Below are 25,838 nucleotides of genomic sequence, written 5' to 3'. Positions count from 1 at the left end.
GCTGGTTTGACGGCACAGCTTCGCAGGCGGGCAAGGGACGTTGGGACGGGTTTGACCGATCGCCGTCCGCCGTGCTGGGTGAACGGGCGATGGTGGTGGCGCGTCAGGCACATGGGGCTGGGGCTCGGTCCGGTGGCGGTGGGGGCAGGGGAACGGCTCCGGGTTCCAGGAAGGCGGGGCGGTAGGGGTCGGTCAGGTCCCAGCCACGCCAGCGCTCGTCGAGGAGTTCGCCGGTGAGCGGGTCGACGACGCCTTCAGGGACGAGGACGGGCCGAGGCCGCACGCCGGGTTGGTGTCGGGTGCGTTCGGCCAGGTAGCGCTGGTAGGTGGCGCGTTCGCGGGCGTGGCGCTGGCGGCGCCGGTCTCCCAGGCCTTTGGTGCCGGCCTGTTCGGCGGCGTGGTCGAGGAGCTGGTCGTCGGGTTGCAGGCGTACGGGGCCGGACAGACGCGGGTGGAGGTAGTACAGGCCTTCGCGTTCGAGGGCGAGGCCGTCGTCGACGAGCTTGGCCAGGCGGCGGCCGACGGTGGTGCGGTGCAGGCCGGTGGCGTCCTTGAGCTGGGCGGGGCTGGTGCCGTCCGTGGGGTCGAGGCAGGCCAGCAGGCGGGCGCCGCTGGTGCCGTGGGCGTAGTGGTGGAAGGCGTCGTGTCCCATCACCTCCGCCAGCGCGCTGGTGTCGGTGGCGGTGTGCGCGTCCGGGACAGTTGCCAGCTCCGGTGGTGTGGGGGGCGGTGAGTGTCCCGGCGCTGCACACGCCAGGAGCTGGCGGACGGCCTCGGGGATCTGCAGGCGCCAGCGGGTGCCGTGGTTCTTGCCGGTGCCGGCTTCTTCCCGGATGAGCCAGCCCTTGGTGATCAGGCGCTGGTCGCTCGCCTCGGCGGTGGACTTCGCGCAGCCCATGAGCTCGGCGAGCGGCCGTACGGCGATGGTGTGGTCCAGGCCGCCCGCACGGTCGCACAGCCGCAGCCGGGCGGCGAGGTTCTTGTGGTCGACCGCTCCCCCGCCCCGCGTCGGCCAGCTCAAGGCCTCCACCGCCCGGCGGACCTCGGCGACGCGTTCCAGGGCGTCCGGCCGGCCGGTGACGGTACCGGCGCCGGCGACGAACGCGCGGGCCTTGTCCAGCATCGCGGTGAGCTTGTCCTCCGCGTACTGGCTGCCCTTGCGCTCGCGCAGCATCCGTGCCCACCAGCCGCCGCGCGAGGGGGTGTAGATCAGCGCCTGGTGGAAGTCGGCGGGCGCCCACTGCCGACCCGGCTGGGAACACGCCACCGCCAACGCCATGGTGAGCCGGTAGCCGGCATCCGAGGCGGTGTGCCCGGCGTAGCGGCCCTCGACGTCGCCCTCGACCAGGAGGCGGCGGGCCCGGGCGCTGAGCGGGCGCCGCTCCCACACCGGCCCCACAGCACGGGAGCGCCGTGACGAGGTTCGGACCGCGCTCACCGCATCCCCCCAGGTCGCGGCGGGGACACCACTGCGCGCACGCGCGGTGACGGCATCCGCGTTCGACACATCACGGCGTACCGAACGGCTTGTGCCACCGCGGTGGTGGGCCGGGGCCGGTTCACGCGGCGCTCACCGCCTCGACGGCAGCTGCCGGGCGGACGGTGTCCTCGGGCAGCGGCTGGCCGGCCAGCCGCGCGCGGGGGCCCCAGCCGGCCGGCACCGTCTCCTGAGCGCGGGCGGAGGCCAACTGGCGGCCCCGCTCGGCGAAGAGGAACTCCACCGCACGCAGCAGCGCCTCGTCCGCGGCCCGCTCGGCGGCCCGGCGGGCCTCTGCTTGGTTGGCAAGCCGGTGCCGCAAGCGCAGCTCGGCGTCGAAGGCCTTGTCCGCCTCCGCCTCCGCCTCGGGCGACCGCATCAGCCGGCCGCGCAGGCTCTCGCGCCGCTGGTCACGGATCTTCCCGGCGATCTTGGGTGCGTCCAGCATCAGGCCCAGTTCGTCGGCCCCCTCGGCACGCAGCCGCTCCAGGGTGTTCTCCAGCAGACGCCGGGTGTCGGCCGCGCAGCGGGCGGTGGCCTCGGCGACCGCGGACGGATCCGTCAGGTCGGCGCGCGCCATCACGGCGAGATCGACGGCCTCGGCCAACGTCCGCTCGGTGGACCGACGGTGAGTGCACGCCATGCACAGGCCGGCGGCCTCCGGGATGCCGCAGTCGGCACACGGCGCCGCCCGGCGGGCCTCCTCGGCCGCGGCGAACTCGGCCTTGCGCCGCGCGATGACCTGCTCGCGGGCCTCCCGCTCGGCGAGCGCCCGCTCATGCCGGGCGGCCCGCGCGGCCGCCTCGTGTGCCACCGCCGCCTGCAGCCGCTTCTCGGTCACGGCCCTCAGCTCCTGGAGCCCAAGGCCGGGCAACTCACGCGCGGTCTCGGCGGCAATGCGGCCGCGCAGACCGCGCCGGTCACCGATCACGACCTGGCAGCTGGGGCACGGCCCGCCGGTGTCCATCCGCGAGCCCTCGTCGCACAGCTGCGACCAGCACCACTGCCGCTGCACCAGCCCACGCCCGAGCAGCCAGGCCACCGGGTCCTTCACCGGCACGCCCCGCAACTCATCGAGGCGCCGCTCCAGCCGCTCGGCCAGCACCTGCTCGGCATCCTCGCCACCGACCACCCCGCACAGCGCACCGAGCTCGAGGCGGACCCGGGCAACAACGTGCGCACGAGCAGCGATCCGAGTGATGCGCTCCCACACGGTCCGTACCGGCGCAAGCACACCCTCCAGCCCCGCCGGCAACGGCGCCGGCCGGAACGCCACCACCGTGTCCCCACCGCATGCGCCACCCGACGGCTTCGACCCTTCGGCCAACCCACCCTGCCTGTTCGGGACTTGCGCCTGCTGTTCCCCGCGAAGCGGGCCACCGCAGCCCTGGCTGGGCGCGGCCGCGGTCCCGGCATCCGGGACCCGCCGGTCCTCGCGTGCGCCCGCGCGCTCCGGCAGATCACCCACGCCCCGATCGGCTTCGCCGGAAAACCCAGACGAGACAGCAAGAGAACCAACTACATCAACCACCGGAGCGTGGGGGGCGTGGTGCAGTGCACCATCAACCACCCCACCGTCTTCTCCAACCATTCCGGCCGGGTCCTGTTCTCCCTGGTCAGACGGCAGATCAGCGCCGTCGCCGGACGCCGGGAGTGCCGTCTGACCCCTGAGTGCACCAACCGCACCGGAAGAAAAGGCGTCATCGACGACGTCGAAGCCCTCCTGGACCCACCCGTCGCCCTCCAGCACCAACGCGTCGACACCGGGCGCCGAAACCTCCGCGCAGCCACACACCGCGCAGCCGAGCTCACCGTCGCGCACGTCCCCGCTGCCGCCGCCCTCGTCGTCGACCAGGGACAACTCCGAGTCCGCCGACCGCCCGTACGCGGCCGCGACCGCAGGAATGAACAGCCGCTCGCCAGCACCCGAACCCTGCGCGGCCTCGTGAACCTCGACCACGTCCTCGGCCAGCAGATCGTCCAGCACCTGCTCGCCGTCCTCGATCGAGCAGCGCAGCACATGTGCCACCGTGGCCGCCGAACGCCGGTGCCCCTTCTTGACGGCACCGCCCACCAGCCGAACCCGACCATCGGAACGGGCCCGCAGCACCAGCTGCAGCAACGCCAGACGAGCGGTCGCCGCTCCCCTCCCCCGCCGTTCAGCCAGCAGCCCGGCCGGCGTCTCCGGCTTGTCCACCGGCGCCCACCCCGGACCGAACAGCCGCTCGCACAGCCGCAACAGTGTCGACGCCTCCGGCTTGCCCAGCACCAAAGCACTCCCCCGGCCGGCGAGCGCCGCCGTCAGCGGCAGCAACTCCCACTCCAGGCCGTTGACGTACCCCTCGGAGTTCTGCGTCACGGCGGTGCCCACCGAGCCGGACTCACGCAGCCCCGGCAGCACCCGGTGGTCGACGTACGACTCCGAGAACCCCAGCCACCGAGCCATCTCACCGGCCCGCAGCATCAACTTCGACGACCCCACCGGGACCTTCGCCAGCAGCACGACACCCGTCAGCCGCTCGGCATCCGGCCGGCCACGCACCGCACGGTCACCCAGAAGGACATCCAGTGCGGCCTGCAACTTCGTGCGCATCCCAGGGCGCAGCACCAGCGGATCAACAGGCCCCGAATCCGGGACCGAACCTGCCTGCTCAATCACCTGCAGCGGCCGCCCAAGGCGACCGGGAGGTGTACCAGAACGCTTCGATCGAGCCGTCGCATCAGCCGTTTTCGGCACGACTGAGCCAGCCCTCGTACGGGTAGCGATGACTTGCTCCATAATCGAGGAGGGATGGGGGGACCCACACCGCGGCCCGATCCGGCAGGGCAAGCCACAGACTCGGACGCGGTTGGAACCGGCATTCAGTTAGGGATCTGGCTGAACGTCACCCCCTCCACGCAGCGCGAACGGCCCGGGATCGGTAGTCCCGGGCTCTTCGCTTTCTGGCCCACCCTGCGAGGTGGAAGCTGTGGACAGAGACCGGCGAGTGGTGGGCGTTACCCCGCTGAGCGCGCATTGACGAGGGCAGTGCCACCCGCAGAGCCAGGCCGAGGTTGCTGTGCCGACCCAACTGCTTGAGCAGATGGATGGACGAGCATGCCGTGAAGGTGCGGAGACTGGTTCGATGGGCCAGGTCTTCGGGTGGGGCGGACGCGCCGTTCGCGAGCAATAGAAGACCAGCCCCTTGGCTGGCAGCTATGATCTGCTCCTGTCGAGGGGAGATGGGTAACGACCATCGCCGTCTGGCGCGCTTGAAGTTGCGGCCAGACACGACCTATTCGGTTGGGGTAGGCATCGCCTCCCTCCGATTTGGATGGCGACTGCGTTGAGTAGGTGTCAGGCCAGCGTCGATGGTGCGGACACAGGAGTGCCGGGACGTTGGCTACAGGGCCGCAGCACCGAGTAGAGGCCCGAGGCCCTCACCGTTCTCGACTGGAGTAGCGGCTCGCTTGCCAGCAGTTGCAACAAGGCGAGGCAAGAGCTGGACGGTCCGCAGATAGATCAGACAGGTCATGGAAACGCCTGCCCGAGGAAGAGCTCTGGGGCCGTTCCTCGCCGGCGCGCTACACCTGGAAATGGACATGGGTTACCAGTTTCGATGGACATGACAAGGGAGACACGTCTAGCCGAGGCTCCTGTCTGTGGAGACGACTCGGCTAGAGGCTGGTAACCTCGAAGGTGGCGAGAGAGGCTACGTAGCCTTTCAGTTCGGCACCCACTCTGTTTGCGGCAGATCTGTGGGTGCCGTTCTCTTTTATGCGGCGTCCTTGGCGGCTCCTTCGTCGAACTCGTTGGTCAGCCGCTGCTGCAGCTTGGCGTGCCAGGCTCCGATAGGGAGCACGTGGTACGGGAGATCCCGCTCGAGGGCCTCTTCGCTCAGCTGGAGCAGCTGGTAGTCCTGGTGGGCGAGGGCGACGGATTCTGGGAAGGCCACGAGCCTCGTTCGGGGGTGGATCCTGTCCTCGCCCCCGGGTTCGGACGCCGCGACGAGCAGCTCCATCACTATCCGGACAGCATCCCAGTCACGTTGGAACGCTGCCGTGGTGCGCTCCCCCTGCTGGGTATCCCTGTTCGTTGATCGTGTGGCCCCGAGCGCTGCCGCGACTTGAGCCAGGACAACGTCGTGTGGCCGCAGCTGGTCGGCCTCAGGCAGGAGCCCGATCCGAGCCAGATTCTTGAGAGTTCCGGCCCCCACACCCGACCACTCGGACACGGTGCGCTGGGACACCGTTCCGTTTCGTCGCACGGCTGACCTGCGTGGCGGCACTGCGGAACTCCCTTCGGATAGAGCGGTGGTGAGCACGAGGCTATCGTGCCGTGCTGCGAATCATACGACCCTCGCGCATTTTTGATGCAAACCCTTAACGCTCCGCGTGTCGTGCAAGCGACGAAGCGCCCCTTGGGGCAGGAGGAGTGTCCACCCCCAGGCTATGCAACAGCGCAGGTAGACAGGCCTTTTGGGTGCGGAGAGGCGACGCTCAAGACGAGCGACCGCAGGCTTCTGGATTCACGTTCGGCGGGAAGGAGTGCACGACGGTCGTGCAGTTTGGCGGCTGACGTCAGACCTGACGACGTGTGAATCCTGCCCGTGCGGAGGCTCGCTTGGCTGGGCCGGCACCCCTCCTTCATCCGAGGTTGCCCCGTGTCCCTGTGTCCCGCGCCGTGTCCTGCTGCGTGTCCCCGTTTGTGTTTATGTGAACAGCGATCAGCAAAATGGGGGCGAGCCCGAACTGTTTCGGGCTCGCCCCCATCGCAGACTCAGTCAGTTGAGGTAGGAGCCTCAGCCTGCAGCTGTGCGAGGAATGACTGCACGATGACATTGATCATGTGACCGTGGAGACCCGTGGTCTTGGCCAACAGGAGCTCGTCCATCATGTCGTCGAGCCACTCATCGTTCGTCTTGCTGATGGTGTAGTGGTTCGCCGAGGCCGAACCGCCCTCCTCTCCCAGGTGCTGGTCACGGAAGTGGTCGGCGGCCGTGATGAGGTCGTTGACGGGTACCTCTCTCGCCAAGGTGAGCGCAGCGTCGACGTAGTGGCTCGGCTTGAGATTTCTGAGCTTGAGCATCTTCTTGTCGCTGACCATCTGACGATTCACCGCTGTGGCGACGTCATCATGGAGTCGCATGTTGCGCTTCGGATTCTTGTTGCCAGTTCGTGTGGCCTGCGCCTGACGGTAGCTCTTGGCCAACTCGTAGTAGGCCACCGGAAGCCCCTGAACCCGCTGCTCAAGCTGAGGCGGAAGGGCGTCGAGCATCCTGCTCTCTGCGTAGCCACTGGAGGCGGGGAAGGCAGGCCCAGTCGCACGGCGAACCGTCAGCTCCCCGGTGGGCGCTGAAGAGCCCTGCGCAGAGTCAGCGAGGCCTCGAGTCGGCGTGTTCGGCGCCTCAACGGGGGTGCCCATCGCGTGAGCCTCAGCTCGATGCACAGCAGCATCGGGGCCCTGCGGGGGGATAGGCACTGCCTCCGGTGCGAGCCTGCCGCCCGCTTCGTAGTGCTCGGCATTCGAGCTGAGGGCCGAAGCATCGGGCACGGCGTTGACCGGAGAGGCCAAGCGCGTGGCCGCCTCCGCAACGGGCTCGGGCGCGGCGGCCGGCTGCTCAGCACGCTGGGACGCAGAGGAAGCGGCCGGCTCGGCAGTGGCCGCGGGCGCCGACTCATGAACAGCCTCTGCCGTGATCTCAGCCGCAGACGTCTCGTCGTGCTTCTGAGCACCGTCGGAGTCCGGAGCAGCGGACGATGCCGCCGGTTGCGCGCCATCGCTGTTGATCTTTGAGAGTGCGCCTGACTGCGACAGCTGGTTGAGCCTTCCGAAGGCAGCGCTGGCCTTAGGAGACTTTCTGCGTGGGGCCGCGGCCGCCTTCTTACCCCTGGATTCGGCCATTACTGGGCCTCCACCGCGTCCTGGAGCCACGCTGCTTCACGCTCCGCGATGACGCCTGCAGGAACACCGAGGACCTCCGCCAGCACAGAGCCGAAGTAGCCGAAGTCGTCCGGAATGGACCCCCAAGTGTCCGCGATCCCCTCGAGGAGAGGGACGGTCCCCTCCAGAAGGTCAACCGAGGGTAGGCCATCCGGGTGATCGGCGCTTTCACCATCGATCAAGCCTTGGATGTACTCGCGGGCGTTGGTGTAGCTGCTGCGCTTGGGGAAGGACTTCGCGAGCATGACCGATAGGTCAATGCGCTCTCCCATTTCCTCCAGGAGATCGAACGTCGTGGTCAGCTGAACCACGTCGCCGACGTGCTGTTGCGTGGGAACGATCCCCCGCTTGGTCAGCATCCAGGCCGTCTTGAGCACGCCCTTGTCGGTGGGACCGACGTCGATGATGAGGTGCTTGAAGCCCCTCGCCATAAGGTCCGTTACCTGCTTGGCCATGGCCGGGCCCGTGTAGCCAACGACAGTCACGAGGGGCGGCCAGTCGTCGCCAGCAGCCGCTTGCCACTTGAGGCACGTCTTGTTGGTGTCATCGGCGTCGACGAGGAGAACTGGTTCTCCGGTGAGGGCCAGGATCAGCGCGATGTAGACCGACAGCGTCGTCTTCATCACGCCGCCCTTCGCATTGCCCATGGTGATCTTCACGCCGTCAGGCGTGTTAAGGGCAGCGAGGACAGCGGTCTTCAGAGGCTCTGGGAGCTCGTTGATCAGTTCCCTCACGTCCTCGCTGATGTGCGAGGGAATCGTGAGAGCTGGCGGAGTCGACGGCCTGGATTGGAAGGTGGCGGGGACGGAAGCCGCTTCGGTTGAAGGGGAGGGGACTAGCCCCTGTGACAGCTCTGGAGCGAGTTCGCGAGGCATGTGAATCGTGTACCTGCTTGCTTCTGGGCGAGATGCTACTTGGCCACCAAGCATCCGCTTGAGCTAGCGCCGAAGCGACCCTCAGATTGCGGTGAGTGCCGAGGGGAGCGACGGAGGGGGAGGGCTACTTGCCCCTCATCCCATGTCGCCGGACGGCTGGTCGTTTCGGTGCCGAACTTCCAAGGCGGCTGCTCGGCCGCCACCCAATCCGTTGGATGGCGAGGCCACGCTAGCAGAGACGTGGTGTCCCCCCGGGTTGGGCGCACGGAAGTGAGTGGAAGCGAGTCGTCTCCTCCCACTGGAGAGGGGTTGATGCGTTGCTGGGAGGCGAGGTTAAAGGAGCTGTAGGGGGCGCTCCGGTGGGGCGCTTGAGTGCCTACAGCTCAGGGTGCCAGCGCCGGTCATTGGACGCTTCGAGAGGGCGCGCGTGCCCCTGTGTCCCTGTGTTCCTTCGTGTGTCCCCCCTTGTGTCCTCGGTAGTGAGTTTGTGAATCCCCAGGTCAGGGGCGGTTTTTACTTTCTCATTACGCTTTGGATTGATGCCTTCAAGGGCTCAGGCTTGCTCCTGCGGCACCGCTGCGCGAGGGTCTGCAAGGGGCAAAACCGAGCATGTTGGGCAACCTAACTATTCATATAGGTAAGTTACTTAAACCCCTTTCTGCTCGCCGGTGGTGGTACCGAGTCGACGAGTCGTCAGGGCTGCAACGACGCTCTCTTCGGGGTTGCCGATCGGCGACCTGAGTGCCTGGATCGCTGTCAGCTACCGCAGGGGCAACCGAGGCCCGTGACTTGAGGGTGGAGGTGTAGCGCCCACAGTCGCGACCCCATCCCCAGCGAGCCTTGGACTCTGTCCACAGGCCGAAAGGCCAACGCTGCTCAGACGCCAAGAGCCGAAGGAGTGGGCAGCGTGGAGCGGGACGCATCGAGCATCCAACTAACCCGTACGCAGCGCGCGCTCGTGCTGGGAGTGGTTGCGGGGGCCGTGGTCATCGCCGCGATTGGATTCGTTGGCTCGTATGCTGCGGTACGTGACTTGGCCATCCGCAAGGGTTTCGGACAGTTCGCGAAGGTACTCCCGATCGGTGTGGATGCGGGCATTGCAGTCCTCTTGTCGCTGGATCTGCTGCTGACATGGATGCGGATGCCATTCCCGATGCTGCGCCAGTCGGCCTGGTTGCTGACCGTCGCCACCATCGCCTTCAACGCGGCAACGGCTTGGCCGGACCCAATCGGCGTCGGCATGCACGCGGTGATTCCTGTTCTGTTCGTCGTCACCGTGGAGGCTGCTCGGCATGCGATCGGCCGGCTCGCTGCGATCACAGCGGACCGGTACATCGAAGGCGTACGTGTCTGGCGCTGGCTACTTGCGCCGGTGCCCACGTTCCTGTTGTGGCGACGGATGCAGTTGTGGGAGCTGCGCTCGTACAGCCAAGTCATCAAGCTCGAGCAGGAGCGTCTGATCTATCAGGCGCGACTGCGAAGCCGTTTCGGGCGCCGGTGGAGACGGAAGGCGCCCGTTGAGGAGATATTGCCTCTGCGGTTCGCCCGGTATGGGGTGTCGCTGGAGGAAGCAACGCGTTCGCTTGGACTGGCGGCCCGGCCCGGTGTCGCCGAGGTTGAGCCCTCTCCCGCAACGTCGGGGTTTTCAGACGAAACAGCGACTGGTCCTGCTCCTGAAACACTGCGCGATGAGTCGAAGCGCATTGAGCTCCCTGGGACTGTGTACGCGCCGACGCCTCCCTCCGACGCGGCCGCGACGGGGGCAGACGAAGCGGAGGTCGTCACTGGGACGGGTGATGCCGTACCTCAGGCTGGCGAGATCGCCCCGCGCGGTTCCCATCAGCAGAAGGGAATGGAACTCAGCAGGCAGGAAGTGACCGGGTCTGCCCACGGTGATGCGCTCGACTCCTCACCAGCCCCCAGGTCTGCCCCGCAACCAGCCGCACGCAACGAAGCGCCAGCCCGGGACACCCCGGGTAGGCCGGCACCGTCGGAGGCGGGCCGGGCTGGACAGCAACAGAGGCAAGAGACCGACGACGAGGAGCAAGACGACGACAAGGGTCCGGTAGTCGAGCCCGATCCTGAGCACACAAAGGCGATCGCGGACATGAGGACCAACGCGGAAGCAGTGCGCTATGCAATGAAAATCCTCGGGTCGAACAGCACCCCCCAGGTCGTCGACTGGCTGCAGGTGCATGGGCGTACCGTCAACCGTGGCCAGGCCCACAAGATCATCCAGGCGGGTCAGCCCGGACAGCGGCAGCGACTCGAGGTAGTCAAGAAGATCTCGTGACGGGGCAACGTGCTACCGACACAGGGGGCGTCGCCGCAGTACAGAATGTAGGCCGCCGCGAACTGGAAGCGGCCCTGCGCGCCTGAGCCGCTGTCACCTCGCGGGATACCCCGCCCGAGTCCAACAGCCCAATCTTGGTGATCGAAAGCAATCCTGACCGTAGGAGCGCCTCGGGGGCTGGGCTCATGACCGGAGAAGCCGCTCATGATTGCCCTGATGGTGACGTGGGCGGTGCCCTCCTCATCGAGCCAACGGGCCGACTGTCGCGATGCATTCGGGCAGCCGTTGGCCATTCCAGTCGCTGGCGCGCCGCCCCGTCCTCCGGGCGGGCCCTCCTGCCTGAAGTCGTCCTCCATGGTTCTCACGGCACCTCGTCGGCCCAACCGCCCACACGGACCGCTGCTGCCGGCACAGCCGGAAAGCTCCCCGCCGCGTTTTGTGGCCTCTGTCCACAGGCCGATCTTCCTACCGTCCGCTTAACCGTCCTCCCGCGCGCGCGGAGGGGAGCTGAGGACAGAGGAATGTAGAAGGGGGCAGGGGCCGTGGCGCAGACGCAGTTCGACCGCCAGCTCGAAGAAGGCCTGGAGCAGGCGGCCATGGTCTTCGGCCGGTACGTCAGCGGGGCACCGATGAACGGAGAGCCCCGTCCGCCGGGAAGTGTGCCGCGGTGGGGAGTCGCCCTGATCAGGATCCTGCTTCTCGCATGGGCTGGCTGGGCGGCGTGGATGTGGTGGTGGGTGAAGGACCATGACCGTGTAATCCGTATCTCGGTGATCGCGGCCGGCGTGGCCGTGCCGGCCGCGATCGTGGCTGCGATCCGTGGCCGCGGGCGCCGGCACCACATGCGCAGCCTCGTGATCCCGATGTCAATGGCCCTGAAGGATCTCCTGCCCGGGTGGGACGACCACGAGCGGTTGCGCGCCGTGTCCATCCCGGTCGACCGGACTTTCGTCTCTATCCGCCTGCCGGACGGCTGGCACGACAACGGCGGATTGAAGGACCGGATGCGGGAGCTGGTCCAGGACAGGATGGGCGGGCTCTGGTCGGGGGAGTGGAACCTCAAAGACCATCCCTTCAACGTGACATTCACGCCGCAGAAGCCGAAGCCGAAGCTGGAGCCTCCGGAGCGGGTCGACTTCTTCAGCAAGGAGATCCAGGCGGCGATCGCCGCCTGCAAGCCGGGCCAGATCGTTATGGGCGTGGACGAGCGCCAACAGCCGGTGGTCAAGGAAATGACCGGCGAGACCGCCATGTGGGCCTTGTCCGTGGGTTCCGGTGGCGGTAAGTCCTCGTTCCTCCAGCAGGTGATCACTCAACTCGTGCGGCAGCGGGCGACCGTCATCGGCATCGACGTGAAGATGGCGTCCATCAACTGCTTCGAGGGCGTCGAAGGCATCCACCTGTACACCGACCCCGGGAACGTCGGGGACATGCGGTCGGCGATCTCGTGGGCCGCGAGCGAGGTTCAGGCCCGTAACTACGTCAAGAAGAACGACCCCAAGAAGGAGTTCGACCGGCTCACCCTGATCCTCGAGGAGGGCAACGAGTTCGGCGACGCCTCGAAGGAGTGGTGGAACGAGAACAAGGAGAAGGGCGACCCTGCCAGCGACCCGATCTGGGGCGACATCGCGTCCATCATGCGCATGGGCCGGCACGTGAACGTGACGATCATCGGTGTCTTCCAGGACCTGCGGGAGGCAGCCGTCGGCTCCCGCGGCCTGCGCAACATGTTCCGGATGATCTTGATGGGTAACTTCAACGCGAACCAGTGGAAGATGATCGTCAACACGACCCCGGTGCCGGAGTCCGTCGACCGCGCCGGCCGCATGATGATCATCGAGGGCAACCGGCGGGTGTGGATCCAGGTCCCGTACGCCGACCCGGAGGACTTCCGCACCCACAGCATGGAGTTGCGCGAGAAGTTCGGCTACAGCACCGACGACCTGTACGGCTCCCCGCCGGCCCGCAGCCCGCAGCGGCTGCCGTCGCTCCTGCAGGAGTCCACGCCCCTGTTCACCAAGGACCCGGCCCCTGATGGGCGTTCCCTCACCGCCGACGTCGACGAGCGGCCGGCCGTCAGCATGACCAAGGACGAGCCTGCCGAGCTGGAAGCCGCGGCCGAGGAAGAGCCCGACGACGAGGTCGAGCTGCTGCCGCTCGCGGAGATCTCCCGGCGCCTGGCCGCCGAAGGCCTCGAGGTGAGCGCGGACTTGATGCGCCAGCACAAGCGGCGCCGCAAGGACTTCCCGGCCGGCACACAGGTCAACGGGAAGGAACTGTTCGCCCTGGAGGACCTCGCCCGCTACTACCGGCCCGAGGAGCCTGCAGCCGAGGACGAAGCCGACGACCAGGAGCTGTCGGACGCACAGGACGACGCCGGCCTGAGCGACTGACCGGCCTTCCGAGCGGCACCGAGAGGGGGCCACGGGAATTCCCGTGGCCCCCTCTCTTTGTGTTCGCGCTCCCGTCCGGTGACTGCCGCCGATTTCGCCGGAACTTATCCACAGGGCAACGGTCCTAGGTTTCCAACGTGAGCTTTCCGCAAGGAGCGTGAGGCCGCATGACAGCAGGTCAGTCATGCCCTCGTGCGCGGAGGTCGGTTATCAGGAATTTGTGCCGAGGAGATCGGGATGAGTGCGCTGCGGAAGATGCTGAATCTTCCCCCCAAAGAAATACAGGGCGGTGAGGAAACAAGCACCGCATCGAAGGACTCGGCCTTTCCGACGCCGACGGACGCCGGGGCGGGGGAGGGGCCCCCGGCCAGGACGCAGCCTGCTCTGGGCTGGGCCGAGGAAGAGGAGTCCGCTGGACGCTCGGCGGCACGCAAGGCCGGTCGGGTGGTGATCTGGCTGGTCATCGGCCTGGCTGCGTTCACCGGCGTGAGGACGTGGATCTTCCCCGCCAAGCAGCCGGCGCCCGTCCAGCAGACCGATCCGCAGGCCGAGGCGCGCAAGGACGCTGTGCCCGAGGCCGAGGCGCAGCAGGTCGCAGCGCGGTTCGCCCGCTCCTACATGAACTGGAACTCCCAGGCCCCCGACCAGCGGGCGAGCGAGCTCGAGGCGGACCTGGCCAAGGGGCTGGATCCCAAGATGGGCTGGGACGGCTCCGGCGTGCAGCTCGTCGCGCAGACCATTCCCGGCACGGTCACCCAGGCCGGCGGCAAGCGGGCCCGGGTCCTCGTCGACGTGCGCGTCAGCACCGTCACCGGCAGCGGCAAGAACCAGCGCACCGTCTCCAGCTGGCGCGGCCTGGAGGTTCCCGTCGCGCAGGGCGACGGGCGGGTCGTGGTCACGGGCGAGCCGGCCATCGTGGGCATGCCGACGGCCGCCAAGTACAAGGCGCCTGACGGGCCTGAGGCCGACGCGCAGATGTCCGCGCAGACCCGGGACAGCGTGAAGGACTTCCTGTCGTCCTGGGCGTCGGGCACGGAGGACCAGGCGGCCGCCCCCGGAGCGGACATCGCGCCGCTCGGCGGCGGCGTGCAGTTCGACGCCCTGGACTCCTGGGCCGTCGACGCGGGCAGCGGCGACAAGCGCACCGGTACCGCGACCGTGCGCTGGAAGCTCGGCGGCGCCCAGCTGCAGCAGACCTACCAGATCACTCTCACCAAGGTTTCGGCCAGCAGCGCGAGCCGCTGGCAGGTCCAGGCGGTCACCGCGAAGACCGCGTAGCCGGCGCCGCCCATCCCACCCCGGCCGTCGCCGAGGGCCCGGCCCGAGCCGGCCCCGCACAACACCTTCCCCACCACAACCCAAGGAGTGGATACCCCATGGGCGGAAACGGTCTCGTCTCTTGGATTTTGGCCGTCGTCGGCTCCCTCTTCGTCGCTGTGCTCGCCGTCCGAGGCTTCGGGCACTGGATGAAAAAGGAGTGGGGCGCGCTGATCACGCACCTGGTCGGCGGCGCTGTCGTCGCGGTCATGATCTTCACGCCGAACCAGGCCGTCACGATCCTGAAGTTCGTCGGCGCCAAGATCGCCACCGTCTTCACCGGCTGAGGCGCGAACGACGATGCGAATCTCCCGAACCTATACGCAGCACTGGGACTTGGAGACGCGGCAGCACGAGCTCCTCGGCCTGGACCTCGGCGAAGGCCTGCCGCGCACGACCCTGAAATACGGCGCCGTCATCTTCCCCCTGTGGTGGGGGCTGTGGCTGCTGCTGCTCGGCTTCCCGCCCAAGCCCCTCGTCCCGCTGTTCCTCCTGCCACCGCTGGGCCTGACCTACTACGGGGCGAAACGATCCACCGCCTACTGGCGGCGCACCAACTTGCTCCTGTGGGGCGTGCGGCTGAACTTCCTCAACCACGGCGTGCGCCCGGTCATCGGACGCGGCCGCATTCCCCCGTCGAAGGCCGGCCTGCGCCTGCGCACCCAGCGCCTGGCCGAACGCTTCCCGCAGCTCGCCGAGATGCCGGCCTTCTCCTCCCTGTTCACCACCGACGACCACATCCCCGATGCCGCCGAGAGCAGCGGCAAGCCCGCGCACCTGCGGCCGCGGCTGCGGATGTACGGACCCGACGCCGTGGCCAAGGCCCGCTCCAAGACCAGCAGACGGCAGCGGCGCACCGGCAGGCAGACACCGAAGGGCACCTGACGATGACCACCCAGACCTCCATGCCGATCCAGGCCCTGCGCAACTCCGTCCGCCTGTCCGACCCGCACACCCTGGCCGCCCTGGGCGCGGCGGGCACCCCGCTGCTCGGCCTCGCCGACGGCGACCGGCCGATCACGCTGCCCGCCACGGCCGAGCATGCCCTGGTCGCCACCGGCGCCGGCGGCGGCACCACCACCCTGCTGCGCACGCTGACCGCGCAGGCCCTGGCCCTGGGCGCGAGCGTCGACCTCATCGACCCGGGCGGCACCGGCCACCACTGGGCCCGCGACCTGCCCGGCGTGCGCTACCTCTCCCGCATCGCCGCCATCCACGACCACCTGCTCGTCAGCGTCGCCTCCCTGCAGGACGGCACCAGCAGCTGGGACGGCGGCTGGCCCGGGCGCCGGGTCATGGTCATCGAGCACCTCGGCACCGTCGCGTACGGACTGCGCGAGTACTGGTCCCAGACCCGCCCGGAGACGCAGTTGGACGAGGCGCCCGGGGTGGAGGCCCTCGGCGTCCTGCTCGCCAGCGGACCGGCCTTCGGGATCCAGGTCTTCGCCGGCAACCCGCGCGTCGGCCTGCCCGGCCTGGGCGCCGTGCCGGTCGCCCAGGTGTTCCCCACCCGCATCCTGGCCCTGGGCGGCGCCGCCCTGTGGCAGCGCGTCGCCCCGGAGGCCTGGGCCGTCCCGCCCTCCTCCCTCGTCCCGGGCCGGATGCACCTGGTCGCCAGCCAGCAGGTCACCGCCTTCCAGGCCCTCTACCTCAGCGACGCCGAGGCCCGCGCCTTCGCCCGCGGAGTGATCGAGCCGGGAGCACCCCAGTGAGCGCCGCCCGACTGCCCCGCGCCCGTGTGCAGTTGACTCGGGGCCGGGGACGCCGAGCCGCCGCCCGCAGCCCCCACCCCCTGATCGGCCTGGCCGCCGGCGATCAGCCCGTCTACCTCACCCCGGCCGACGGACACCTCCTGGTCGCCGCCCCTGGCGGCATGGGCCACACCACCGTGCTGCGCGCCCTCGGCGCCCAGGCCCTGGCCGCCGGCGCGCACGTCGACATCATCGACGTCCACACCAGCGAGCACCCGTGGGCCGAGGGACTGGAGGACGTCACCTACGTCCATGAACCCGACGCCGTCCACCGCCACCTGATGGACCTGGCCCACCAGGCCCGCAGCCGTGCCGAGCTCGGCGCCCCCGGTCCTGCGCGGCTGCTGCTGGTCGAGAACCACGGCACCACCGACGTCCTGTGCAACCACTTCGCGGATCCCCGGCCCAACGGCGTGCCGCTGGACGCGCTGACGGCCGTCCTCGCGCACGGCCGGCTCGCCGGGATCCAGGTCGTCCTGGCCTGCTGCGAGCCGCCGCGCGCTCTCGGACACGTCGTCCGCAACCTGTTCACCACCCGCCTGCTGGCCGAACCGACCGACCGCACGTGGCGCATCGCCGGCGTCCGCGGCCAAGACCAGCCTCCGTCAGCCCCCTGGCGCCCGGGGCTGTGGCACCACCTCGACCGGACCGGCACGCGCCTGGTCCAGGCCGCCCACCTCAGCGACGAGGACGCCACCGCCCTCGCCCGCCCCGCACCCCCACGCCGCCGATCCGCCCCCCGCACCGTGAAGGAGTCCACCCGATGAGCAGCACCACCAAGGCGGCGAAGAAGTCCGCGTCCAAGTTCGGCCGCCTGCTGGGTCTGGGCGCCGAACGGCTCATGAAGGAACCGCAGTTGGTTGCCGTCGCCGACGGCCTGGTCGTCACGGACGTCGCCGCGGAGGCCTGGTACACCCTCTACTCCGCCAACACGGACCTGATGCCCGAGGACCGCCAGGACATCGAGCAGGACGCCGCCGCCCTCGCCCTGGCCAAGGTCCTGCCCGGCTACGACTGCCACCTCAAAATCATCTGGGCGCGGCTGGACGGCGAGATCTACCGCGAGGAGGCCCACCAGATCTTCAGCGCCGGGGACATCGAGATGGTCGCCGACATGTGGGCCCGCCGGCTGGACACCCTCGACCTGCCCCAGCGGCACATCCTGCTCGGCATCCGCATCGCCGAGCGGGACTCCGCCGCCAACGCAACCGTCAAGAACGGCGTCGCGAGCGCGCTCGGCGTCGGGCACACCGGCCTCGACGACACCGAACTCGCCCACCTCGACGGCCTGGCCCGCCGCCTGGAGCGCCGCCTGGAGGCCACCCCCTGGCGGGCCCGCATCGCCCCCGCCGAGCTGCTGGCCTGGGCGATCTCCAGGGAGTCCTACCGGCCGCAGCCCGCCCCGCCGAACCTGCCCACCGTCAGCGGCGCCGCCCTGGTGCGCCTGACCCAGTCCAAGGCCATCCCGCACAGCGACCACGTCCGCATGATCGACGCCCGCGGCGAGACCGCCGCCTGGGTCAGCGTGCTCGCCATGCCCGTCTTCCCGCAGGAACTGATCACGCCGGGGGAGCAGGAGTGGCTGCGCTGCCTCAGCGAGATCACCTACTCCCACCCAGACACCGGCGAGGAGGCCCTGGTGTGCCCGGAGGCGTCGGTCCGCTTCTCGGTGTGGCGCAAGGGAACCGCGATCAAGAACGTCGACAAGCAGCGCCAGTCCGCCAAGGAGCAGCGCAAGAGCGCGGCCGAAGGCAGTGCCGGAGAGACGTTCGCGGAGACGGAGGAGACCGAAGCGGTCATGGAGGACCTGCGCCGGCAGATGTCCCGCGACGGCATGACCCTCCTGGAGGACCACCCCCGCATCGTGGTCTCCAGCACCGAAAGCCTCGAGGACCTGCGTGCCCGCTGCGACGCGGTCGTCGCCCACTACGCCGGCCTGAGCATCGACGTCGTCGTCGCGTCCGAGGAGCAGCGGGAGCTGTGGCTGGAGACGCAGATCGGCGACATGCTCCGCGTCCTGGACCTTGGGCACATCCGCACCACGGACGCGCTCGCCGCCAGCATGTTCTGGGGCGGCTCCGAGGCCGGGGACGACGAAGGCCCGATCGCCGGCCTGCTCACCGGCACCACCCCAGGCGTGTGCCGCATCGACATCACCGCCGGCTCGGCCCGGGGAGATGCGACGACAACGGCCTTCGTCGGCCGGTCGGGCCGCGGCAAGACGACCTCGATGATGCTGGCGACGCTGATCGCCGGTCTCAAGGGTGCGTTCTCCCTGATGCTGGGCTTCAAGGGGGATGAGGGCGGCCTGGTAAAGGCCGGCGAGTACCTGGGCCTGGACTCCCACCACGTCACCTGCGGCGTGGACACGCCCGCGGTCGCCGACGTGTTCCGCATGCTGCCCAAGGGCGATGCCGCCCTGCAGGTCGTCAGCCAGCTGCTGATCATCCTGCCGGAGCGGATGCGGGACTCGGTGGAGACCCACCTGCTGCGCGCCGCCAACGCCGTCGCGCAGCACGAGGACCCGGCAACGTGGCGGGTCATTGAGATGCTCCAGGCCGACAGCGACCCGATCGCCGTCGGGGCCGGCAACGCCCTCGCCGAGCTCTCCCGTACCCAGCTCGGTGCGCCCCTGCTCGGCAAGCCCCGTTCCGGGGCCTCCCCGCTGCGGCCCGAGCCGGGTCTGTGGCTGGTGCAGGTCCCGGGGCTGACGATGCCGCAGGCCGGGACCAAGCCGTCCGACATGACGATGACCGAGCGCGTCAGCCTGGCCCTGATGCGCGGCCTGATCGCCTACGCCCTCAACACCTCCGCCCGCGCCGACCTGCGGGACCTCCCCAAGGTCGTGGCGATCCCGGAGGTGCACGTCCTCACCGGCACCGACGACGGCCGCCGCTTCATCGACTACATCGCCCGCACCGGGCGGGCGTTGGACACGTCGCTGGCGATCGACACCCAGGACCCCAAGTCGTTGCTGGGCATGGACGGTGTCCTCGAAGCGATCACCACGGTCTGCGCGTTCGAGCAGAGCACCCGCTCCCAGCAGGACGCGATGGCCGAACTGCTGCGCCTGCCGGTCTCCGACAGCACCCGCGCCCTCATCCACGGCGTCGGCAAGGACGCCCACGGCAACATCCGCCACGGCCACTGCATCATCCGGGACCGCCGCGACCGGGTGGCCACCATGCAGTGGGACGCCCCCAGTTACGAGCTGCTGCGCGCGCTGTCCACCAACCCCAAGGACCAGGCCGCGGACCACGCCGAAGCCGAGGAGGCGGCGCTGTACGAGGAGCCGGCCGGCGCGCAGGACGCGGACTCTGTCCACAGCCCGGCGGCGGAAGGGTCGGAAGCCGCATGACCCCCATCCGCAGCGGGCCGGCCGACGCCGCCTGCGTACCCGGGAGGCAGACCGCCGTGACTCGACGACAGCGCACCCTGACCGCCTCGGTCGCGATCGTCCAGGACGTCCCCGCCGCCGGCACCCGCCCGGCCGGCAAGGGAGTGCTGGCCACGGTCCGCACGGCCGGCGCCGAGGCCGACGCATCCCGCTACGCGCACACGGACCCGGTGGCCGATGTACTGGAGCGCACCGCATGAAGCAACTGCTGGAACGACTGCGCGGCGCGGCCTTGCGGATATGGATCGCCATGCCGCGCCTGCGCGCCCTGTTGACCCCGACCGCCGCCATCCTGGCCACCCTCGGCGTCTTCGCGCCGTCCGCCGCCGCCGACGGCACCGACGACTACAAGCCGGGCGGCATCGGCGACATGATGCCGTCCCCCTTCAAACCCCCGGGCCAGGGAACCCTGTTCGAGTCTTTCGACCCCGAGGTCTACCAGCTCGACAAGCAGCTGAGCGACGACCTCACGGGCGGGGACCTGGTCGACGGCTGGCTGCACGGTTTCGGCAACATGCTGATGCAGGTCCTGACGATCCTCGGCCGCGCCGCGGTCGTGGTGGTCGGCTGGTGCTTCAACGTCGTGAGCCTGCCCGAGATCGAGGAGCCGATCTCCCGGGCCATCGGCGCGGCAGCCGAACCGATGATGACGATGTTCCTGCCCACCGCGGTCGCGGTCGGCGGGTTCATCGCCTGGGCCAAGCGCTCGGAGTCCTCGCCACTGGGCCAGATCGCCTGGGTCGCGGCCAGCGCGGCGATCGCCACCACCTTCCTCGTCGCCCCCTCCACCTGGGTCAAGGGCGTCGACAACGGCCGGCAGTTGGGGGCCTCGGTCGCGATGACGACCATCGGGTCGGGACTGTCCGGCAGTGACGACGCCGCCATGCCCTTCAAGACCCCCGAACCGCAGTGGAGCGACAACGACAAGGACAACACCGTCCGCCGGGCCGCCGACGCCGTCTGGCGCACCTACGTGGCAACCCCCTGGTGCATAGCGGATCTTGGTTCGATCAAGGCCTGCCAGCGGTGGGGCTACGACGTCGTCAAGCGCGGCACCGACATGGACGACCGCGAAGACTTCCTCGCCTCCACCCTCAATACCGACACCGTGGGCAAGGAGGCGGTGCAGTGGCGCCAGGGCCACACCCCTGGCGGCCGGATCGGCGTGCTCATCGCCGGCATCATCAGCTGCGCGATCTTCTCCGCCCTGGTGATCATGCTGGCGTTCACCACCCTGGCCAGCCTTCTCGGCGCCTTGATGCTGCTGGTGTGCGGCGTCGCCTTCGCCACACTGTGGTGCATACCGGGCAAACCCCGCCAATGGGGCGTTCAGTGGTTCGAGATGCTGGTCGGGCTGGTCATGGTCAGCTTCACGGCCACCATGCTCCTCGGCTCGGTGATGATCGTCTCGGTGGCGACCATGGGTCTGCTGCAGACGTACGGCTGGCTCATGGTCAGCGCCCTCAACGTCGGCGCCACCGCCGTGGCGTTCCAGGTCCGCGGCCGGCTGGACGGCATCGTCTCCGCCGGCGGCGCCCAGATGGCCGGACGCGGCGTGTTCAACACGCTCGGCCGGATGGTCTCCGCGCGCCGTCTGCGCAGCGCCGTCCGCGGCCGGCGCGGCGGCCTCGGGGACATGGACCGCTACCCCAGCCCCAGGCGCAGTGATCCCGGGCCCAGCGGCGGCGGGCAGCCGCCGTCCTCCGGGACCAACGTGCCCAGCCGCCCCACGCGGAACATTCCGCCGCCGCCGAGCTACCCGCCCACGGTCCACCTGCCCCGGCGCGGACCTGGCTCCGGTCTTCCCGGCGGCACCGGCCCGGGCGGCCCGGGATCCGGCCGGCCCGGCGGACCCGGCGGTCCGACCGGTCCCGGGGGCACCCGGCCCGGCGGACACCGCAGGCCCGGCACCGGCCCCCGTCCGGGACCGCGACGCCCCGGAGCGCCCGGGCGCGGGGGATCAGGCGGAACCACCGCCGGCCCGTACGGAGTCCGGCCCGGTGCGCCGCCGCGTCACGGCCCCCCGCCGCCGTCGCCCGGAGGCAGCGGACGGGTCGTCACCGGCACCGTCATCAACCGGCCCGCCAACCCGACCGGAGCGCGCTTCCGCACCTACCCGGCGCCCGCGGCTCCGCCCCGGCCGTCGCGCCCGCCGCGGCCGGCCGGCGGTGGCGCCCTGCCGGCCAGCGGTACCCGCAACGGGCCGCCGCGCCCGCGACCGGGTTCCTGAGCCCGGCTGAGCCGGACTCTCCCCGCCCCGCCATCCCCGTCAAGTCCCCCGGCGGTCCGGCCGCATGAGCGGCCGGACCGCCCCGGGGCCATCCCGCCATGCCCGCATCCGCCTTCGCGCGCCGTCGTACGGAGCCCGCAGTGACGCACGAGCACGACACCGACCCGACCGACACCGCACCTCAGTCCGCCTCCTCCCGTCCCACCTCCCGTCGCCGGCAGGTCCCGCAGAGCGCCGCCGAGTGGCGCGAGGCCCTGCGCGCCGAGGAACTCCCGCCCGAACTGGCCCAATTGCCGCGCCGCAAGCGCCGCAAGGCCAGGCGCCGGTGGCGCGAGGCACGCCGCGACGACCTCGCCGACTGGATCCGCGAGGAGCGCCGGCGGACCCCCACCCCGGTGGTGATCCCGATCGTCGCGCTGGTCGTGTCCGCGGTCGTGGCCGCAGCGGCCTGGCTGTGGCCCGACCGCGGCGACAGCCACCAGGCCGCGCCCAAGGCGACCCCCACCGTGGAAGCCCCCCAGGCCCCGGACCCCACCACCCCCGCGCCGACCGCCAGCGCCCCGACCGTTGCCGACTCGCCGACCGCTGTGGCCAGGGCCTTCATCACCGCCTACACCGAGCGCCGCCCGGTCGAGGACGGCAGCCACAAGGCGTCCGTCGAGCGGGCTGCCCCGTACGCCTCCACCCCGCTCGTCGAGAACCTGGAAAAGCACGACGACGCCGACTTCAACCAACTCGTCGCGGCACAGGCCACCGAGGCCAAGCCCACGCACGTCGCCATCGGACAGCCCAGTGCCAAGCAGCGCCCCGCCCCGGACACCTCGATCCGGGTGTACCTGCAGGCCGACGTCACGCTCGCGGTGAAGGGCACCGACTCCTACACCTACACCCGGCACCTGACGCTCGAAGTGGCGCGCGCCGACCTGGCGTCCCCCTGGATGGTCACCCGCGTCCTCGGGCTGAAGGAGTAGCCGTGGACCAGCGGGATGTGATGCGCGGCGCCCTCAAGGCCACCGGCGCCGTCAAGAAGGGCGCCCAGCTGAAATTCGGCGCCATCGCCATGGTCGTCTTCCTGATCGGACTGATCGTCCTCGGCATGTTCTTCCCCGCAGGCAAGGCCGGCGCCTCCGCATGCGAGGACACCGGGCCCGGCACCTCCGACGCCTCCGCGGTGACGGACACCTCCACGGTGCAGGCCTCCGGAACGCTGCACCAGCAGCAGATCACCTACGCCAAAGCGATCGACGCCGCAGCGAAGAAGGCCGGTCTGCCCGGCCGGGCCACCCTCATCGCCCTCATGACCGCCATGCAGGAATCGACCCTGCAAAACCTCACCCATGGCGATGCCGACAGCGTCGGCCTCTTCCAGCAGCGGCCCAGCATGGGCTGGGGCACCAAGGCGCAGATCACCGACCCCAAGACCGGCCCGACGTTCGCCGCCACCTCCTTCTTCCTGGGGCGCGGCGGCAACAGCGGCCTGGTCGACATCAAGGGCTGGGAGAAACTGCCGCTCGGCGACGCTGCCCAGAAGGTCCAAAAGAGCGCGCACCCGGAGCTGTACGCCGGCCATGAGAGCTCCATGCGCAAGCTCGCCCAGGAAGCCGGCATCAACGTCGAACGCGGCGGCTCAACCACCGGCAACACCAGCAGCAGTGGCGGCGCTGGCAGCAGCGAGACGGTCACCAGCGAGAACTCGTGCGGCGTGGCCCAGCCGACCACACCGGGAGGCAGCGCCGGCGGGAAGTTCACCGACGGCAAGCAGACCTGGAAGCTGAACAATCCGCGCTCGGTTGCCGAGGCGATCGCCTGGGCCAAGGCCCACTCCGGAGCCGGCTCGTCGAGCGGCTGGTACCAGCGCTGCCTGGCCTTCACCGCGAACGTCTACGGCTGGAGCTTCTCCGGCGTCAACTACGCCATCGACCACTACAAAGTCGTCCCCGCATCCATGCGCCATGACGGGGACCGGCACCCGCCCGCCGGGGCGCTGATGTATTGGGACACGGGCCACAGAGCCGGCCACATCGCCGTCTACCTCGGCGGCGGCAAGGTGGCCAGCAACGACATCCTCAGGCCGGGCTACATCGACGTCGTCGACGCCGGGCTCTTCGAGACCAAGTGGAACGCCAAGTACATCGGCTGGACCCCGCCGGTCTTCCCCCGCGCCGGATAGGCGGCCGACGGCGTGACGAGGATGCGTAGTCGGCACCGACGAGGGCCAGTTGGCACCGCGATCAGGGGATTCGGTGCCCCTCCAGGCCAGAGTGCCGCACCCCGCGCGGGCGAGCACCCGCCTGTACTGACGTGCCAACAAGCCTGCGGAGTTGGCCGGGCACCACACGCCCGGCACAGCCCGCAGCGGTGCCCACCACGCCTGTTCGCCACAGCCGCCGGCCCGGCATCTCCCCTTTCTCCCACGCAGCGACGCGAACCGCCCGGCGTACGACACCCAAGGACTGCCCGCACATGACCACCAGCCCTCTCCTGCACCGGCCCCCGCTGCGCCCGGCGCCCCGGTACCGCGACGTCCTGGCCGTCCCGTTCGTCACCCGCCTGCTGGCCGGCGTGATCATCGGCCATCTCCCCGTCGCCATGGCCCCACTGGCCATCCTGATCGCCGTACGCGCCGACGGCGGCACCCTGGCACTGGCCGGTGCGCTCGCCGCCGTGTACGGACTGGCGGCCGCCCTCGGCCAGCCGGGATGGGGCAGGCTGCTCGACCGGCGCGGCCACGTCGTCGCCGTCGGCGTCACCGCCGCGGCCGCCACCGCGGCCTTCGCCGGACTGGCGCTGATCAGACCGGCCGACCACCCGCTGCCAGCCACCCTCCTCGCCACGGCCGCGGGAGCATGCACTCCGCCGCTCGAGGCCGCGGCACGTGTCGCATGGCCCCGCCTGGTGACCGACCCGCGCGAGCGTCGCGCCGTGCTCGCCCTCGACGCCTGCGCGCAGGAAGTGGTCTTCATCGCCGGCCCCCTCCTCGTCCTGGGCCTCGATGCGGCCGCCGGCACCGCCCTCGTGCTCGCCGCCACCGCGGCCGTCGGGGCAGCCGGAGCGGTCCTCTTCCTCTCCGCACCTCCCATACGCGTCTGGCTGCCGGTCACCACCCGCGCTCACTGGCTCGGACCGCTTCGCGTTCCCGGCCTGCGTGCCCTGGTCGCGGCCCTGTTCGGGATCGGCATCACCCTCGGCGCGCTCAACGTGGCGGGCGTCGCAGCAGGAGAACGTCACGACGCCGGATATCTCGCGACGACCATCCCCGCCGCCCTCGCCGCGGGCAGCCTGCTGGGCGGCCTGTACTACGGCCGACGCTCCTGGCCGGGTACCGTGGCCCGCCAACTCCTGGTCATCGGCGCCGGGTTCCTCCTCGGCACGGTGGCGATGCTGACCGACCCCGCTCCCCACCTCGCCGTCGGATCCGCTGCCCTGACCGGGCTCTTTCTCGCTCCGCTGCTGGTGACGAGCTTCCACGCGCTCGATGTCCTCGTCCCGTCCCGCACCCTCGCCGAGGCCTCCGCCTGGCTGGTCGCGTGCCTGGGGCTGGGACAGGCCGCCGGGACGGCTCTCGCCGGACTCGTCCCGGCGACCGTGCCGGCCGGCGCAGCCGCCGTAGCGGCTGGCGGTGCCGCAGCGGGCTGCCTCCTGCTGCTCGTCACCCGCCGTCGCCTCGCCGTGCACCTCCACAGCAGCGGCCCGGAACCAGCCGAACTGATGCCCGCGGCCCGATGAACCGAATATGTGCCCCTGTGCGGGCACCTGGTCGACTACGGTGGCCGAAGAGCCCGGCGTACATCCCCCCGTGTGTGCGCCGGGTCTCGTCATACCCGGCCGCAGCCGTCGGTGCTGGCAGGCCAGCAGGGCAGGCTCACGGCGCCCGCCGCTTGTCCAGCCACTCCGGATCAAGCCGAGGCGCGGCAAGGGGCGGTTCCACGCGCCAGGAACGGACGTTGCGCCGGCTGCGCCGGGGATGCCCGACAAACAGTGCCACCACCGCAACGGCCAGCACGGGCTGAGCCAGCCACCACGCTGCCGATCCGCGCTCCTGGCGCTGCGCCCAGGACACCGCTCGGCCAACGGGACTCCACCACCTGAGCAGGTATCCCAGTGCGATCCCCGCACCGAACAGCAGCGTCTGGGTCATCACCCCATGGTGGCAGCCGACTTGACCTCCACCGGCACACGAGA

General features: G+C 70.1%; 19 protein-coding genes. 13 read left to right on the top strand and 6 right to left on the bottom strand.

The genetic code is table 11. The features are described from left to right. Nucleotides 1-103 precede the first annotated feature (103 nt). The 5 genes from ACWD5D_RS12445 to ACWD5D_RS12425 all read right to left on the bottom strand — a co-directional run bounded on the left by ACWD5D_RS12445 (nt 104) and on the right by ACWD5D_RS12425 (nt 8,134). The gene (locus ACWD5D_RS12445; protein WP_451372625.1) at nt 104-1,438 is read right to left on the bottom strand and encodes a helix-turn-helix domain-containing protein; all 1,335 of its coding nucleotides are present in this window, start codon (nt 1,436-1,438) and stop codon (nt 104-106) included. A 121-nt stretch (nt 1,439-1,559) separates the two neighbouring features. Further along, nucleotides 1,560-4,256: a hypothetical protein gene (locus tag ACWD5D_RS12440; RefSeq protein WP_451372624.1), complete on the bottom strand. Its 2,697-nt coding sequence runs from the start codon at nt 4,254-4,256 to the stop codon at nt 1,560-1,562. Nucleotides 4,257-5,232: 976 nt separating this feature from the next. Continuing rightward, nucleotides 5,233-5,412 (bottom strand): hypothetical protein, encoded by a 180-nt coding sequence (locus ACWD5D_RS12435; protein WP_351224625.1) that lies wholly within the window; start codon nt 5,410-5,412, stop codon nt 5,233-5,235. A gap of 824 nt (nt 5,413-6,236) precedes the next feature. Beyond that, nucleotides 6,237-7,361, bottom strand: coding sequence for a hypothetical protein (locus tag ACWD5D_RS12430; RefSeq protein WP_450707307.1), 1,125 nt, complete (start codon nt 7,359-7,361; stop codon nt 6,237-6,239). Then, entirely contained in the window at nt 7,361-8,134 is a 774-nt protein-coding gene (locus ACWD5D_RS12425; RefSeq protein WP_351224629.1) for an AAA family ATPase, read from the bottom strand. The genes ACWD5D_RS12430 and ACWD5D_RS12425 overlap by 1 nt, the downstream gene beginning before the upstream one ends. A 1,048-nt stretch (nt 8,135-9,182) precedes the next feature. On the opposite strand from ACWD5D_RS12425, the gene ACWD5D_RS12420 reads away from it, so the two are divergent. The 13 genes from ACWD5D_RS12420 (at nt 9,183) to ACWD5D_RS12360 (ending at nt 25,382) form a co-directional block, all read left to right on the top strand. Next, complete coding sequence (locus ACWD5D_RS12420) at nt 9,183-10,568, top strand: DUF2637 domain-containing protein (RefSeq protein WP_450707308.1); 1,386 nt, start codon at nt 9,183-9,185, stop codon at nt 10,566-10,568. A gap of 542 nt (nt 10,569-11,110) precedes the next feature. Then, nucleotides 11,111-12,961 carry a hypothetical protein gene (locus tag ACWD5D_RS12415; RefSeq protein ID WP_450707309.1) on the top strand — a complete coding sequence of 617 codons (1,851 nt, stop codon included), beginning with the start codon at nt 11,111-11,113 and terminating at the stop codon, nt 12,959-12,961. Between the two features lie 237 nt (nt 12,962-13,198). After that, a complete protein-coding gene (locus ACWD5D_RS12410) occupies nt 13,199-14,239 on the top strand; it encodes a conjugal transfer protein (protein ID WP_450707310.1) in 1,041 nt (346 codons plus the stop codon). A 98-nt stretch (nt 14,240-14,337) separates the two neighbouring features. Continuing rightward, the gene (locus ACWD5D_RS12405; RefSeq protein ID WP_351224637.1) at nt 14,338-14,565 is read left to right on the top strand and encodes a hypothetical protein; all 228 of its coding nucleotides are present in this window, start codon (nt 14,338-14,340) and stop codon (nt 14,563-14,565) included. Between the two features lie 13 nt (nt 14,566-14,578). Continuing rightward, nucleotides 14,579-15,163 (top strand): hypothetical protein, encoded by a 585-nt coding sequence (locus tag ACWD5D_RS12400; RefSeq protein ID WP_450707311.1) that lies wholly within the window; start codon nt 14,579-14,581, stop codon nt 15,161-15,163. 2 nt (nt 15,164-15,165) lie between these two features. Then, nucleotides 15,166-15,990 carry a cell division protein FtsK gene (locus ACWD5D_RS12395; protein WP_450707312.1) on the top strand — a complete coding sequence of 275 codons (825 nt, stop codon included), beginning with the start codon at nt 15,166-15,168 and terminating at the stop codon, nt 15,988-15,990. Then, on the top strand, nt 15,987-16,796 hold the full coding sequence (locus ACWD5D_RS12390) for a hypothetical protein (RefSeq protein WP_450707313.1): 810 nt from the start codon (nt 15,987-15,989) through the stop codon (nt 16,794-16,796). Before ACWD5D_RS12395 ends, ACWD5D_RS12390 begins: the two co-directional genes overlap by 4 nt. Beyond that, nucleotides 16,793-19,387, top strand: coding sequence for an ATP-binding protein (locus ACWD5D_RS12385; RefSeq protein WP_450707314.1), 2,595 nt, complete (start codon nt 16,793-16,795; stop codon nt 19,385-19,387). Before ACWD5D_RS12390 ends, ACWD5D_RS12385 begins: the two co-directional genes overlap by 4 nt. A gap of 56 nt (nt 19,388-19,443) precedes the next feature. After that, nucleotides 19,444-19,626 carry a hypothetical protein gene (locus tag ACWD5D_RS12380; protein ID WP_451372623.1) on the top strand — a complete coding sequence of 61 codons (183 nt, stop codon included), beginning with the start codon at nt 19,444-19,446 and terminating at the stop codon, nt 19,624-19,626. Then, the gene (locus ACWD5D_RS12375; RefSeq protein WP_450707316.1) at nt 19,623-21,656 is read left to right on the top strand and encodes a hypothetical protein; all 2,034 of its coding nucleotides are present in this window, start codon (nt 19,623-19,625) and stop codon (nt 21,654-21,656) included. The genes ACWD5D_RS12380 and ACWD5D_RS12375 overlap by 4 nt, the downstream gene beginning before the upstream one ends. A 98-nt stretch (nt 21,657-21,754) precedes the next feature. Further along, nucleotides 21,755-22,627 carry a hypothetical protein gene (locus ACWD5D_RS12370; RefSeq protein WP_451372622.1) on the top strand — a complete coding sequence of 291 codons (873 nt, stop codon included), beginning with the start codon at nt 21,755-21,757 and terminating at the stop codon, nt 22,625-22,627. Between the two features lie 2 nt (nt 22,628-22,629). Then, nucleotides 22,630-23,826: a peptidase M23 gene (locus tag ACWD5D_RS12365; RefSeq protein ID WP_451372621.1), complete on the top strand. Its 1,197-nt coding sequence runs from the start codon at nt 22,630-22,632 to the stop codon at nt 23,824-23,826. A gap of 293 nt (nt 23,827-24,119) precedes the next feature. Further along, nucleotides 24,120-25,382 (top strand): MFS transporter, encoded by a 1,263-nt coding sequence (locus tag ACWD5D_RS12360; RefSeq protein ID WP_450704991.1) that lies wholly within the window; start codon nt 24,120-24,122, stop codon nt 25,380-25,382. A gap of 136 nt (nt 25,383-25,518) precedes the next feature. Here ACWD5D_RS12360 and ACWD5D_RS12355 read toward each other — a convergent pair whose 3' ends face one another. Further along, nucleotides 25,519-25,794, bottom strand: coding sequence for a hypothetical protein (locus tag ACWD5D_RS12355; protein ID WP_450704990.1), 276 nt, complete (start codon nt 25,792-25,794; stop codon nt 25,519-25,521). Nucleotides 25,795-25,838 lie beyond the last annotated feature (44 nt).

It is taken from the genome of Streptomyces sp. NPDC002520, assembly GCF_053595235.1.
This window is presented reverse-complemented; position numbering and strand designations above follow the sequence as displayed.

What these genes read in the sequence shown, in the direction of transcription:
- ACWD5D_RS12395 (WP_450707312.1), top strand. Translation starts at nt 15,166, where the DNA reads ATGACCACCCAGACCTCCATGCCGATCCAGGCCCTGCGCAACTCCGTC.
- ACWD5D_RS12410 (WP_450707310.1), top strand. Translation starts at nt 13,199, where the DNA reads ATGAGTGCGCTGCGGAAGATGCTGAATCTTCCCCCCAAAGAAATACAG.
- ACWD5D_RS12385 (WP_450707314.1), top strand. Translation starts at nt 16,793, where the DNA reads ATGAGCAGCACCACCAAGGCGGCGAAGAAGTCCGCGTCCAAGTTCGGC.
- ACWD5D_RS12370 (WP_451372622.1), top strand. Translation starts at nt 21,755, where the DNA reads ATGCCCGCATCCGCCTTCGCGCGCCGTCGTACGGAGCCCGCAGTGACG.
- ACWD5D_RS12355 (WP_450704990.1), bottom strand. Translation starts at nt 25,794, where the DNA reads ATGACCCAGACGCTGCTGTTCGGTGCGGGGATCGCACTGGGATACCTG.
- ACWD5D_RS12375 (WP_450707316.1), top strand. Translation starts at nt 19,623, where the DNA reads ATGAAGCAACTGCTGGAACGACTGCGCGGCGCGGCCTTGCGGATATGG.
- ACWD5D_RS12430 (WP_450707307.1), bottom strand. Translation starts at nt 7,361, where the DNA reads ATGGCCGAATCCAGGGGTAAGAAGGCGGCCGCGGCCCCACGCAGAAAG.
- ACWD5D_RS12440 (WP_451372624.1), bottom strand. Translation starts at nt 4,256, where the DNA reads ATGGAGCAAGTCATCGCTACCCGTACGAGGGCTGGCTCAGTCGTGCCG.
- ACWD5D_RS12405 (WP_351224637.1), top strand. Translation starts at nt 14,338, where the DNA reads ATGGGCGGAAACGGTCTCGTCTCTTGGATTTTGGCCGTCGTCGGCTCC.
- ACWD5D_RS12400 (WP_450707311.1), top strand. Translation starts at nt 14,579, where the DNA reads ATGCGAATCTCCCGAACCTATACGCAGCACTGGGACTTGGAGACGCGG.
- ACWD5D_RS12360 (WP_450704991.1), top strand. Translation starts at nt 24,120, where the DNA reads ATGACCACCAGCCCTCTCCTGCACCGGCCCCCGCTGCGCCCGGCGCCC.